Genomic DNA, 14,019 nt, shown 5'->3' on the forward strand with positions numbered 1-14,019 from the left:
TCCACGCCGATGAGCGTTCCGTAGTGTGGCAATGCGGAGGAAGGGCGCCTTGCGCCAGCGCCGACTTCTGCTACGTAGAACTGGTCGTATCCGAACGGTCGAGAGCTGAACCAATTGCTTCGAGGATCGACCCGGTATCCTCGTGTTCCCAGAATCGAAGCACAGTCCAGCCATTTGCCTCGAGCGCTTGGGTTTGCTGTGTATCGCGGCGCGAGTTGCTCTTGAGTTTGGGTGCCCAATAGCTCTGGTTAACCCCCGGCTTTCTTCCATGCTCAGGACAACTGTGCCAGAAGCACCCATCGATGAAGATGGCTACGCGGCGTCTTGTGAATGCGATGTCCGGTCGAATCAATCTTCCGTCTAAACGGATCGGATAGTCCTTTCTGAAACGAAAGCCACGGCGGTGTAATTCAGAACGTAGGCGGATTTCAGGCTTTGTGTCTCGGCGCCGGATAGCGGACATATTCCGGGACCGGCCTACGGAGGTCACGTATGGATCTGCGGCGGTTTCTAGCGGAGCGCGGAAGTCGTGGGCATGCCCCATGCCGCAACAATACTTGTCGGATCGCAAACTTAGCCTGCCCAAGGCAACGCTGTGTCCGGCAGTTGTCCCGCGAGGGGTGACGAGTTCGGCGTGCATCAGCTGACCCGTGCACGAAGCCGATCTTCGGCGAAAACTACGTGCCGTTCGTGGTTGTCTTGCCCGCGGAAGGCTCGCCACGGGCCCAGCCGATAGGTTGGGGCGCCTGCGTGAGTCCGCTCCTCAACTTCGAAGTCACGTTTGATGAATTCGACGCGGCGTGCAATCTCTTCTCGCGGTATCGATTTGCCCAAGGCGCGGTCTATTCCGGCGATGGATATGAAGGATCCCTTTTCCTTTAGGACGCGGTACACCTCGTCATGAAATGTTGCAGCGGTGCCGTGCGTACCGATGGGTTCTCCCTCTTCCCGCAGCGCAGCCGCGATGGCAGTAGCGATAGCACGAGCCATTGGCGGGGGGAACGCGTTGCCGATCTGCCGGTAGGTTGCAGTCTTCTTGCCTTTGCGGTCTCCAAAATTCCAATTAAAGCTGGGCCCTGACCATCCCTGTAGACGGGCGACCATGGCGTTTGTTAGCCGCGGTATGTGATTGATAGGCGTCTCTGGGCCTGGGGCCGCGTCTGCGATACCGAGACCGTCGACGCTCAGCTGGCGCCATTCACGCTTCGCACGAGTGGGGCCCAGATCTGGGCCTCCATGTTTCTTTGAGCCACCAACTATGGTGGGCGCAACGCGGTTCGCCCGCTCTGACCAAGCCTCAGCTCCCGGCCAGCCATTGGCGGCCATCAGGTCGTAGAGCGCCGTTCCCACCGTCTGCACAGTCGGTGTCGGTTCAGGCCAGGCGAAGTAAGGAGCGAACTCCTCCCGCAGGGCGACGAGGATAAAACGGGGCCGCAATTGCGGCACTCCGTAATCCTTCGCCTCGAGCAGGCGCCAGTCTGCGCGATACCCGAGTTCGCTGAACCGGTCTAGGACCGCCTGCCGGTATCCGGCGAATCGGGGCATCGACAGCCCTCTCACATTTTCCAAGAGGACGGCGTCTGGCATCATTCGGCCAGCGGCCTCAACGGACCACGCAAACAGGTCCCGTTCGTCGGTGGCGCCCTTTTGCTGGCCGGCGATGGAGAACGGTGGGCAAGGAACGCCACCGGCGAGTAGCGATACGCCCCGGTAGTCCTCCGGCCGCCACACGTTTTCGTCCGCAACATCTCCTACCGCGATTTTGGGCACCGGTTCGCCGGCCTTCTTCGCCAGCCTCGTGAGGTTGCGGCGCAGCGTGTCCGCGGCGTCAGTGTCGAGCTCTACTGCTAGCTGGTGCCGGAATCCCGCCAAATGCAGGCCGAGGGATTGTCCACCGGCACCCGCGCAAATCTCGACGACGCTCAGGTCGGTCATCTATTGCTCCCCTTTTACAAAGCTCTGGGTCATTTTGCCAGTTACCGACGTGGCTGCTTGGTGCCACGCCCAGGCATTGGCAACATCGTGACTTAAAGCTCTGACAAGTGGGTGGACCGTCCGGCTCTGTACATCGACAACGGGATGAAAGATGCCGTGTCCTTATCTGCGAGAGTCCAGCGAGTCCCCTGAATCTGAGGTCCGGTGCCCGATGGTCTCAGATAGGCGCTGACGAACTGGCCGTCGGATGGCACCGGCAGCCCGAGCGCCTCGGCAGCTTCGCGCTGCCAGGTGAAGTCGCCGCCGAAGATGGCGATACCTTCGGGTGCGAGAAGTTGTCGGGCGCCTCCATTGGTTCGGACTCGCTTCATCGGGTCCAGCTGCTGGGCGACTGTTTCGACCGCGGCTCTGCTCACAAGACGCCCGGCTGCTCTGCGGAATAGTTCATTGACTCGCTGCTGGCCTGACCGCAGAGCGAAGATGCCCGCCACCTCGGCCTCGGGCAGCTGGAGCAGGATATTCGGCGGCATCGGGTGGTTTCGGTGCAGCCAGACGACGCAACCTCGGCCGACTGCCGACAGGGTCTTCTTGGAATCCCGGTTGTTCCCTATATTGAGGAGATCGGGTAGAGCCCGAACGAGACCCATCGAGAAGCAGCTGTTTTCGTCGCTCGCTGACAGGAGCAGGCACAATTCGCCCACCGCTTCGGGCGGCAGCATCCATGCCCACATAGTTTGGCTATATTTCGCATCTACTTCGTGTCCATTGATGCAGTAGTCAAGCTTGGCGCCGTCGTGGAACTTGAATTCACGTTGGAGATTAATTTCGATCAGTGTTCCAAAATGGGTCTTTTCCGTTTTGTATAGCTGACTCAACTTGAAGCGGCCAGTGCGTCCGCCGTCATACAGCTGATCGAACGTTCGGCGCAGAGCAGAACCGGTTCGTTCACCGTCGGGATCTAGTTGGAGGAGATCCGCAGCGACTTCGTCGCGGGCTACGTCCGGTTGGCTGCTTTTCACCGCCTGGACTTTAGGCCTAGTGCATTCGAGGCGATCGCGGGGTGTGCTCATCGTGATTTGTGGGCTATGTGCTGATATGCATCCACGTTGTCGGACGGGTCAATTATTCTCTGGCAAAGTTCACTCGCTTAGCGGTGACGGAGTTAGGGGTGGGAAGTCATGTCGACAGAGCAAGGAATCGCAGGCGTCACGGGGCGCGGCGGGAGCGCGGCGCAGGCCTGGTCGAAGTACCTCGAATGGAACCAGGCCATAGCCGACGTGATTTACCCAGGTACCGAGGATCCGGGGCCTGCCTATATGGACCTGGAGGAGGAAGAACTCCAGAAGATCGCCGCGGCCGCCGGTTACTTTGGTCTAAACGCTGCTGCTGAGCTGGCTTCTGTCGTGCGGGCGGTAACGGTGGGGTCCGACGGCAAGTTCTCGCTGCTTAGCGTCAACGCCAACACCCGGCGGTGGGCCTTGCGTAACGTGAAGCAGCGAAGCTTAAAGCCCCCGCCTTGTTTGGCGTTCCTGGCTGTCACTGTGCTGGCGGCAGAAGAGATGGGCCGCGATGAGGATCTTGCGGCCCACGCTTACTACGCGCGGCTGGCCCGGCTGTTGCAGCTGTCGGATAACGATAGTTCGCTCCGCAATCAGTACTCGCGGCACGCCGAGTACTTGTGGCGCTGCCTGAATCGGTGGCTGGAGGACCTCGATGGCGTCCGAGGGCTGCCGACGGCCTATGCCCTGACGTACCGATTCGTTGGTCTGCCGATGTCGCAGGCACTTGTCCGGCATCACGACCGGCGCAAATTTCCGTCGATGTTCGCCGAGTACGGACTGAGCGCAGGCATGCGATTGGCGCCCGAGGATCTCGTTCAGTATTTGGACGCCTGGCTGGCGGCCGAGGGGACGTCGGCGACAGCTAACCTGCGCAGGCTCTGGGCCCGGCAGGACTCCCACGAGCGGGTCGCATCCATCACCGCTGTCGAGCTGGCGAACTGGGACGGTACGGTCGCGTCCGAAATTGCGGCGACTGTGACTTCGATGGGCGCTCGTGCGGCGGTGGTGGCGAACCTACGAAGTGGGTTCCTGGGAGAATCCCTGGATCTCTTTCTGGGGATACGCCCGATTAAGAGCGACATGGATGGCTCCATGGAGGTCCGCGCAGTCGATGGAACATGGCTTTCGCTGGGATTCGCGCCGGGCTCGGCCGGACTCTGGCGAACTGCTTATACCGCGGTAATCGACTTCCGCTCGATGCTGGACGGTGTCGTTCAGGTCCGCCACGCGGGCGACGATCATGGCCAAATTTACCGACATACTCCCCGGATGGTGGTGCCCCTCATCTACGACGAGCTGCAGTCCGCGTTCGTCGAAGCAGAACGGCTCCAGCTTGGTGTCGACGCGCTGTTGCTTGTGCGGAGTGCTGGCACGACCAAGCTGGCCGCTGGCGCCGTAGAAGAGGTTGACGCCATCCTTCGGCGGTATGCGCGTCCCGGGTTCAGGAAGGTGGAATCGATCTCGGGGCTGCCCGAGGGATGGGTGCTCTTTGCTGACGTGCAGATGTTCGGGGCACCGTCCGCATCGACCAGATTCAACGAACTTCTCCCAATGGCCCGTAATCAGCTCACTATTGCGGGCGGATTGCGAATCCCGTCACGAATCCGGAAGTGGTCCAGCCTGAGCCCTCCGGAAATTCGTGCGACGACACAGAGCGACACGCGCCTCAAAGTCACCCTGAGTGGGGCTTTGGGCGAAGACAAGATTGCCGAATGGTCCTCGGAAACCGGTGCTTTGGTGATTTCGCTGGACGAACTTGCACTAGCAGAAGATGACTACCAGGTCGCCCTCTACTGCGGCACCAGGACGACAGCGGTTCAGCAGGCAACGATACGACTGCGGTCAAGTAACAACGTCGATACCCAGTGGAGCGAGGTGCCGAGGTTGACTTACTCCCTCTCCGGCCCCCTTGGCATCCTGACGGCGACTGAGGATGGCCCCGGAGATCGATTCGTCGATGGTCTTGTTGCAGAGGGCACTTCAAATGTGCCTCTCACAAAGAGTGCCACCGCGAAGATCTCCTGGAGTGAGCCCAAGATCGCTGTCTCAACCGAAAAGGTCGAGATCGGCAGTCCAGATCCAAAGTCGTGTGTCGTCACCGGAGCTCACCGTATTCAACTTCCCCCGGCCCTTGGAGGGTGGGCGCCGAAGTTCATCCACGGCGAATGCACCTCGTGCGGATTGGTGAAAAGATACCCGGGCTGGCTGCCGAGTACTGGAAGCCGCCGACGAGCTGACGGAACGCAGGCCGTGGACGACGCGCCCGCAGTGCGCGTCGAGGATCTGCGGGAGGTTCATGACCACGAGGTGAACTGGGACGCTGCTCTGGACGCCCTGATGCATCTCGGCGGAGGATCCATTAGCTCTCTGCAGTCAATTGCGATGCAACTCGAAGGTTCCGCCTTGTTTGTCGATAACTTCATTCGCGCAATGGAACTCCTAGGGCACGTGTCGATCGAGCGCGACGAACGTTGGCGCCCCATTCGATGGGAGATCGCGCCGTCCTGTCTCGGACAACAGTCAGACAGTGCATTCCGTCTGGCTGGTTTCTGGCCGTCGTCCTTGCGTATCGAGGTCGAGAAGTTCGCCGCTGCGAGCGGCGGAGAACTGCTCCGTAAGCGATCGGCGGGAAACCCGGAGTCGACAGTTCTGAAGGGATTTACCGACGACGCCGTCGCGGATTTCGCGCTTGACTCCGTGGTCGCTGTCGTCACGCAGGCCGGCTGGTCGATGCTGCAGGCGTTGCCCAGGATGTCAGAGGTGGGTGCCGCGATACCCAGGACAACCATGCCCGGATTCAAAACCGCAGCTCAGTTCGATCTGGCGTCAGCCTGCTGGGCGCCCACGAGCGACGTCCACAGGAGCGGCGCATACCGAATTCGTCGTGGCTTTGAGACAACCTATGTCTACCGCTCGGACTCAGACGTTGAAGCCGGGACGGCCGCAATCGCGCCCGTGCACCTGGCCAAGCATCTCGCCGCGAATGATCGCGGAAAATCACTGGTCGGCTACCAAGAGAAGCCGGAGTTGGTCATCGTGCCGCAAGGGTGTGACCTACCCGGCCTGTTCGGGCGTGCGGCTGTCGCGACGGCGGGCCAACTTCCAGGTCTCAAAGATGTGTCGGTAAAAGGTCGTCGTCGAAAGTGTCTCGTATACAAGGGTATCGACCGAACCTCTGCTGATCTGCTTGTCACTCTCCTTTCGACGTAATGAGGTATGAACACATATGAGCACGACACCGATCGCACTTGCCAGAGAGCTTCGGGACGCATATCTCCGGTACTTCGACACCGCGTTCTGGCTCAACGACGAGTCAGTGATGGAGGAGCGGCGCCGCCTGCTAGAGCAGCCAGGTGCTCTGCTGGGCCGCTTGATGATTGAGCCAATTGTTCCCTACGCAAGCTCTGCGAAGTTGATAGATATTGGCCAGAAGGCCGGGTTGCCCGCCGAGGTCACGTCGGCGGTCGGCGCCGCATTGTTCCCCGCTGTCCCTCCTGAGGAGCTGGTGCTGCGTGAGCATCAAGCCCAGTCCGTCTTGCATCACTTCCGGGACGGCAGATCTGAAGGACGCAATGTCGTCGTCACATCTGGCACAGGTTCGGGCAAGACGGAGTCTTTCTTGCTTCCGCTGCTGCTAAGGATTGCGGCTGAAGCGCGGGCTTGGGATCCGCAGCCTGAGGCCGATTGGTGGTGGGAGAGGCAAGACGATTGGACACCTTTGAGGGGCGGAGAAACGCGGCCATCGGGCATGCGGGGATTGATTCTCTACCCGACCAACGCGCTGGTAGAGGACCAGATGACTCGACTTCGCCGCGCTGTTCGCGCAATGAGAGACAAAGATCCGCGCCGCCCGATCTGGTTTGGGCGATACACCGGCAACACGATGGGAACAGCGGCCCGTTCTCGAACGGCGGTGGCTGAAGCCGCCGCCGACCTGCGCGGGTATCGCCGACAGTACGACGAGCTCATCGTGGCCCGTGACCGCGGCCAGAATGTCGATCTCAGTCAGTTCCCCGATCCTCGGTCGGGGGAGATGCTCACCCGGTGGGACATGGTCAGCCATGCGCCCGACGTGCTGGTCACGAACTACTCGATGCTGAACACGATGATGATGCGCCACATCGAGACTCCGATGTTCGAACAGACCGCCAGCTGGCTCCGTTGTGATGACCGACGTGTCTTCACGCTCGTGGTGGACGAGCTCCACTTGTACCGCGGTACGCAAGGCAGCGAAGTTGCGATGATTCTAAGAGCGCTACTGCGACGGCTGGGACTGACACCGGACAATCCCCAATTGCGGGTCATCGCGACATCAGCGTCGCTCACGGATTCTGCAGGCGGGCGGAAGTACTTGGAAGAGTTCTTCGGACTTGCTGGGGACAGTTTCACGATCCAGCCCGGCAAGCAGATAGCGCTCGATCCGCCAAAGCGCATCGACCCGGATGAACTTCGCTCCGGAACGATCTCGGCGGCCCATCTGTCCCACGCTGTGGCGCAATCTTGTCACGATCCGGAGGAGGATCGTCTCCGAGCCACCGCGGCCGACGTCGTCGCGCGTCGCTTGTTCCCCGAAAATCCTGAGGCAGACGCCCTCGTCGAGACTTTGCTTGAGCAGCTAGCTACCGCCGACACTTCGGCATCTACAGAATCGGTGATCGCGCTGAGGGCGCACGCGTTCGTCCGCGTCCCTCGCGGAGTTTGGGCGTGCAGCAATCCCCAGTGCAAAGGTGTCGCGCAGCGCGGACCACATCGTGGAGTGGGCCGTATCTACAGCACCCCCCTCACCTCCTGCACGGACTGCGGCTCACGCGTTTTGGAGCTCCTCTACTGCTACGAATGCGGCGACGTGAGCCTCGGCGGCTTCGTGGTGGCTCGTATGGGAAGCGAGGTGTTACTGTCACCGACCGCCGTCAATGAATCGCAGGGCGGTAAGCCTGTCTTTCTCCGACCCGCAGCAGACTTTGTCTGGTATCGGCCCGGGATCCCCACCGAACTCGCCACGTGGACCAAGGACAAGATCGAGCTAGCGTTCGCCCCCACGAACTGGAACCCCGCGCTGGGAATGGCAACGGTTAACGGGCCAAACCCATCTGGGGTGACTCTGGTTTTCAAGGGCGCGAATGCCGAGGACCAGATCCCGGGTCTGCCTGATCGCTGCCCCGCCTGTGGCTACGCGCCCAGAAACCCAATGCGTAGGGGTGCGTTCCGCGCCGGCCAGGTGTCCTCGACGATCCGCGCACATACCTCGGGTGCCGCGGCCGCCACTCAGTTGTATCTGTCGCAACTGATCCGATCCCTGGCCGAGGGAAGGTCCGGATCCGGGCGAGTTGCCGATGCGAAGACCATTGTCTTCACCGACAGCCGCGATGACGCGGCACGGACAGCTGCAGGAGTAGCAAGGAATCATCACCGTGACCTGGTAAGACAGGTACTTCGCCGCGAGATCGCCGCTGGCCCAGATGTTTACGACAAACTTGACGCGCTTGTTTTCGATGCGTCGGGTGGCGCTGCCGAGAAGGGGTTTGGGCAGGCGGCCATGGCGCGGTTCAAACAGAAGAACGGCATGCCCCTCGATGATGCCGACAATGCCGCGCTGGAGGAGGCTTTGGCGAAGCTCGGCAGCGTCAGATCGGTCGGTTTTGTCGATATGTGCCAGAAAATCTCCGACGTCCTCATTTCGCTTGGTGCGAATCCTGGCGGCCCCGATCCTGACAACCAGTGGCTGGAGGACTCCCCGAATGCGCAAACGCCGTGGTACCGGGCATTCGAGCCGCCGCGGCCGGGGCTATGGGCGTCACCGCCGCTTGTTCAAGGGCAGGCCAAACTGAAGTCCGCTCTCCGCGACTCCGTTATCGATGCCACGTTCGACAGAGCGCGCCGTGACTTGGAGTCTGTAGGTATCGCGCTGTTGCATGTCGACGGATGGGAACCGGTCGACGGCCCCTTGAATGAAGACGCCCAGTATCAACTCGTGGGCAGCATTCTGCGAATCCTTGGATTGATGGGCAGGACGGAAGGCAGCAGCCGTCCAGGCGTGCAGGAGACGGCGGTGACGCCGTCGGCGATTCGCCGATTCGTCGAAACAGTCGCCGCCCGAAATGGAATCGACTTAGGTGATTTGCAGCAACAGGTGAATGCGATGATGAACGGTGAGGCGTTGCGGCGCGCGGTCGCCGGCTGGCTGTTGCGCACCACTGCGGTGGACACATCTTTAGTGTTTCAGCCAGCTGAAGGCCGAGTCTGGCGATGTAACCGGTGCAACTTCGCTCACCTCCACGAGAGTCTGGGGGTGTGCGCGAATCGGCAGTGTCATGCGACGGACTTGACCGTCATGCCGGCGACAGATGAGGCCGATTACTACGCCTGGCTGGCAAACCAAGAGCCGCGCCGACTGACAATTGCCGAGCTCACAGGGCAGACCAAACCGCTTGGTGTGCAACGTGACCGCCAGCGATGGTTCAAGGGCGCCTTTACGCCGGCTGAGAACGAGTTGACGCACGAGCTCGATGTTCTGTCCGTCACGACCACGATGGAGGTGGGCGTCGACATTGGGTCGCTGCGATCCACACTGATGGCCAACATGCCGCCCCAGCGGTTCAACTATCAACAACGTGTCGGCCGCGCGGGACGTGCAGGCCAGGCCCTAAGTTACGCGGTGACGATCTGCCGCGACCGAACTCACGACGAGTACTACTTCAATCGCCCGGAGCGGATTACAGGAGATATTCCTCCTCAACCGTTTCTGGACCTGGGCCGCAGGCGCATCGTTGAACGTGTTGTTGCGAGCGAATGTCTCTACGAAGCCTTCGCATCGTTGAGGCCTGGACCCAAGTGGACGCCAAACAGCAATCATGGGACGTTCGGGCAGACCAACGAGTGGGCTGACTACCGTGCTGAAATTGCGGGATGGCTTCTGGCTGCCGGTCAGGTCGATGCCATCGCGGATCGGCTCACCGCACACACTCCATTGCCCCGGGAGGAAGTTGTGGCTCTCAAAGAAGGTGTTCGACAGCAGCTGGTGGCTCAGGTCGATTTGGTTGTCGAGAAAGAGAAGGACTCGACGGACACAGAGCTGAGCGCGGCGCTGGCCAGATACGGTGTTGTACCGATGTTCGGATTCCCGACACGCGTGAGAACCCTCTGGGGACGTTCGATCACGAGCAGATCGGGCATGCAGGACTATGCAATTAGCGATCGGTCACTCGAACTGGCTGTTCGAAGTTTTGCGCCGACAGCTGAGGTGGTGAAGGACGGACTGGTCCACACGGTGGCGGGCTTCGCGGCTTACAAGCCGATGGGCAATACCGTCCGCGCCATGGACCCCCTGGGCGTTCCTAAGACAGTTGGCCGCTGCGAGAACTGCGAGAGGATGGAACTCACTTCGGACTTGATCTGCTCGGTCTGCGGCAGTCCCGAACATCGCATCGAATTGTATGAGCCACGGGGTTTCCGTACGAACTATCAACCGCGAGCTTTCGATGACGACCAAGAGGTGCTGAGCAGCGTGTCGCCGCCAAGCCTGGTCCCCGCCGGAATACCGACAAGTACAGGCGATGCGATGAACCTCAGGCTGGAGCTCTACTCCCAGAGCCAGCTCATCTCAATCAATGACAACTTTGGCCGCGGCTATGTGTTCCGGCCACAAGTAGACAACACCGTCCTGGCCGACACAGCGCCGCCCGGCGCCATCCCTATGAAGACAATCGGTGAGGTGCGCGTGACAGACGCACTCCTCATCACCCCCACGCGGCTGGAGATCGGGACCGGCTCCGTCGCGCTGTATGACGTCCCGTCAGGTCGCGCCGCCTACGCCTCCTTTTCAGAGGTGCTAAAGCGGGCCGCACAGGCGTGCCTAGACCTCGACCCCCTCGAGATCACTGCTGGTGTCCTCCCGTTGCGTCTGCCGATTTACCTTGAGGACGGCACTCAGCAGGATACGCAGGTGGGAGGAGCGGTATTCCTGGCAGACACCGCCGAGAACGGAGCGGGGTACGCCGTCGAGCTTGGTCGCCCGGAGCTGTTCACCACCATGCTGAAGAGCGCTTTGAATGAGCTGCGGTCGGCGTGGGAGCAGAAGGAGCATGGGGAGAACTGCGACACGTCCTGCCCAGACTGTCTGCGTTCGTACAACAACGCGCAGCGGCATGCGCTTCTTGACTGGCGTCTTGCGCTCGACATACTCGAGCTGGTGGTTGGGGATCCACTCACCGTATTTCGGTCTCTCCCGGCGAGTGGCGAATGGATGGACGCTGCAGCGGCAGCTCTCAATGGTTCTTCGCGGATTGAGTTCGATGGTGTTCCCGCGATCGTTCGCCAGGACAAGTGTGTCGTCCTCCGCCATCCCCTCTGGAGGTCCGAAGAGCACTTCTTCAGCAAGTTGCAGAGCTCCGCGGTGGAAGCAGCACGACAGCGGTACGCACAGGTTTTTACTCACGATCTGCGGGAGTTTCGCCGCAATCCCATCGCGATTCTGAAATATCTTCAGTGAAGATGGAGACGGTTAATCGGCGCGATAGCGACCGTGCTCTTGCGCTAATTGTACGAAATGCATACTAGATATGGTCTTTCAGGTAGTCATAATATGATCTTGAAGATTGACGCGTCGGGATATATGAAGGGCGGTCGAAGCGACCCATGACCGCGCCGACGCTGCACTGGTCGACACCATCGCTGCGATCCACGTCGGCTCGTGCCAAACCTACAGCGTGCGCTGGGAAGCGGAGTTGCATCACGGCTGCGGCATAGCGGTTAGTCGCAAGCGGGTCTGACAGTGTATGAGATCCTGGGCGCGCAGGGCGTGCACCGACGTTGCTGCTGCCGGCCCCGACCGGCTGCGGCCCGCTAGCTGAGGTAACGGCCCACCCAACGACAGACAGTGGTTACCGACGCCAGGAACCGTTCGGCCGCGCGCCGACGCGGAGGCGTTCCTGGTCTGTGCTACGGCGATCGGCAACACCCGGCTCGGGTCGGAGTTGGTGATCCTGCTCGCCCTGGGCGCGGCCCACGGCGAGGCGGCGTTGGTCGCCGCCGTGCACCCGGCGGTGGCGTTCCGGAGGTTCCGCGCCGCCGATGTGCGCTCCATCCTGGCCGCCGACACCGGAGCGCCGCAGCCCCGCCCCGTCGGCGATGCGCTGATCCTGGATCTACCGGTGGCACCAACCCGATCTCTGGCCGCCTACAAGATCACACCAGCCGACGCCGACGGCGAGGTGATCCCATCGCCAAGGCCCAACCCATCATGGGCTCTGAACCCGTTGCACCACCGTCAGATTCACCACTTGCCACCGATCTCGATGCGGTTTGCGGCGGTTGAAACTCGCTGCCGTGCGGCGCACCGCACCCGAAGTACTCGTTACCGCCAAGACCCAACGCTGGACGCCCGAAGAGGTCCTGCGGACCCTCCTCGAAACCGAGTTGGCAGCACGAGATGTCTCCAGCATCGTCAACCGCGCTCAGAGCCGCGGCGTTTCCCGTCCCCAAAACGTTCGACAGCTTCGACGTGGCCGCCTCCTCGATCCCACCGAAGACCTTTGGCTACCTCTCGAGTCTGGAATGGACTCGGGCTCAACAGAACCTGGCCAGCATCGGACGCGCCGGCACCGGCAAGTCCCACACCCTTCGGGTTCGGGACCGCAGCGATCCACGCCGGACACAAGGTCCGCTACGTCACCGCCGGGTTGGTTGCATAAGAAGTGCGTGGGGAACAATCCAGCAGGGTTAGGGTTGAACAACCGCTCAACTTCACAGTTCCGACTCATGGCGTACAGGCCGAGGATTCGTACCGAATAGCCTCGCCGCCGGATGGCCTATTCCGTTCGGACGATGCGAAATCTCGCCTCTTTGAACCCCGGGAAGGCGACGTCCATAGCGATTCGGGCGAGCCCTACGTCGGTGTACTGGGAGGGCTCGCCGTCGATGCTTGGCGGCGGGTCGTTGGCTTCAGCCTGCTCCGCGACACGCTTCCCTCGTGACAGCAGCCGTCTAAGGTCGTTGATGCCGCTGACATCTGATTTTGTCAACTCTTCGACGAAGTCCGAATAGGTTGCATCGTCACTGGGCCTGCGGTCTGGGAATGTCTGGCGCAGAAACGCTTTAAGCGTGCTCCTATTGATCGCGACGTCGGAGACATTGCCGACCGATCCCTCCTGCGACCCATGTTCGGCTACCTCCTTCACCGCGACTTCAGCATCTCTGTCAAGTTGAGCCGATGCGTGCTTAATCTGCTGGAACGTCTTGTCGGCCAGGTGGAAGAGTCCGACTAGGGCACCGAAGTCGCGCTTGGATTCGATGGGAACGCTGTTACTACCCTTGTATCCGAGATAGTGCTCGACGCTCGCCCACGCGTCCTGCAGAATCGTGCGCACCTGAATCTCGAAGGTGATCGCCTTGATTGGCTCGTAGATTCTGCCGCGCTGATTGGGTAAAATTTGGCAGTCGTAGTGCACAGCACGATAGCCAAATACTTCGGTCGATGAGCTGTTGGTCTTGTCCTCGTGGCTAACGACTAAAAAAGTCTTGCGGATGAGTCCGTCCACGATTGCCAAGTCGTCCAGGAACAAGCACACCACCCGAGCCGCCACGAAATCGTGCATGTCGCGAAATGGGTCGGCGTATCCCTTTCGGGTCACCTTCTCCAGGAAGCTGCGCCGTTCCTTAAGTCGGCTCGTGTAGTAGTGGATCTTGAGTCCTTGTCCGTCAAGAGCCTCCTGCATGGCGCTGTCGACCTCGCTGCGGAGCCTCGCGTAGACCGGCTGGCGATCGTCGAACGTGGCGGCCCAGGTGTCCAAATCGCCGTCTGGCAGCTGTGCGCTCATTACCCCATCATGCAGGGTGGCTGGTTGCGGCGCTGAACATCCGCCGACCGATCCACGTTCGATAAGTTCCGCCTGTTCGCGCTTCGGAGACGGAACAACGATCAGCTAGCCGCGTCGGCTTCTTGCCCGCAGCGGTGCGTTATCAATCGACTGGCTGACATGTGTTCCTGGCCGGCCGCTAGTTTCGGTCCGGCGCCCGGTGTCGCCAC

The 14,019-nt window shown here is 61.0% G+C and carries 6 protein-coding genes and 2 pseudogenes; 4 read left to right on the forward strand and 4 right to left on the reverse strand.

From position 1 onward, the window contains the following. Positions 1–70: 70 nt before the first annotated feature. The 3 genes from C6A87_RS04400 to C6A87_RS04410 form a co-directional block, all read right to left on the reverse strand. Positions 71–463 carry a very short patch repair endonuclease gene (locus C6A87_RS04400; RefSeq protein ID WP_396837068.1) on the reverse strand — a complete coding sequence of 131 codons (393 nt, stop codon included), beginning with the start codon at positions 461–463 and terminating at the stop codon, positions 71–73. Between the two features lie 176 nt (positions 464–639). Next, positions 640–1,935: a DNA (cytosine-5-)-methyltransferase gene (locus C6A87_RS04405; protein ID WP_311116154.1), complete on the reverse strand. Its 1,296-nt coding sequence runs from the start codon at positions 1,933–1,935 to the stop codon at positions 640–642. A gap of 92 nt (positions 1,936–2,027) precedes the next feature. Next, positions 2,028–2,954, reverse strand: a complete 927-nt coding sequence (locus C6A87_RS04410) for a NaeI family type II restriction endonuclease (protein WP_311116155.1) — start codon at positions 2,952–2,954, stop codon at positions 2,028–2,030. Positions 2,955–3,113: 159 nt separating this feature from the next. On the opposite strand from C6A87_RS04410, the gene C6A87_RS04415 reads away from it, so the two are divergent. The 4 genes and pseudogenes from C6A87_RS04415 to C6A87_RS04430 all read left to right on the forward strand — a co-directional run. Next, positions 3,114–6,206, forward strand: a complete 3,093-nt coding sequence (locus C6A87_RS04415) for a hypothetical protein (RefSeq protein WP_311116156.1) — start codon at positions 3,114–3,116, stop codon at positions 6,204–6,206. Between the two features lie 16 nt (positions 6,207–6,222). Next, on the forward strand, positions 6,223–11,484 hold the full coding sequence (locus C6A87_RS04420; protein WP_311116157.1) for a DEAD/DEAH box helicase: 5,262 nt from the start codon (positions 6,223–6,225) through the stop codon (positions 11,482–11,484). Between the two features lie 427 nt (positions 11,485–11,911). After that, positions 11,912–12,193 (forward strand): annotated as a pseudogene (locus tag C6A87_RS04425) (IS21 family transposase); the annotation flags it as partial. Positions 12,194–12,234: 41 nt separating this feature from the next. After that, a pseudogene (locus C6A87_RS04430) lies at positions 12,235–12,670 on the forward strand (ATP-binding protein); the annotation flags it as partial. A gap of 132 nt (positions 12,671–12,802) precedes the next feature. On the opposite strand, the gene C6A87_RS04435 reads toward C6A87_RS04430, so the two are convergent. Then, positions 12,803–13,810: a hypothetical protein gene (locus tag C6A87_RS04435; protein WP_311116158.1), complete on the reverse strand. Its 1,008-nt coding sequence runs from the start codon at positions 13,808–13,810 to the stop codon at positions 12,803–12,805. Between the last annotated feature and the right edge of the window lie 209 nt (positions 13,811–14,019).

Origin of the sequence: Mycobacterium sp. ITM-2016-00317, from assembly GCF_002968295.1 — a bacterium.
Lineage (GTDB): Bacteria > Actinomycetota > Actinomycetes > Mycobacteriales > Mycobacteriaceae > Mycobacterium.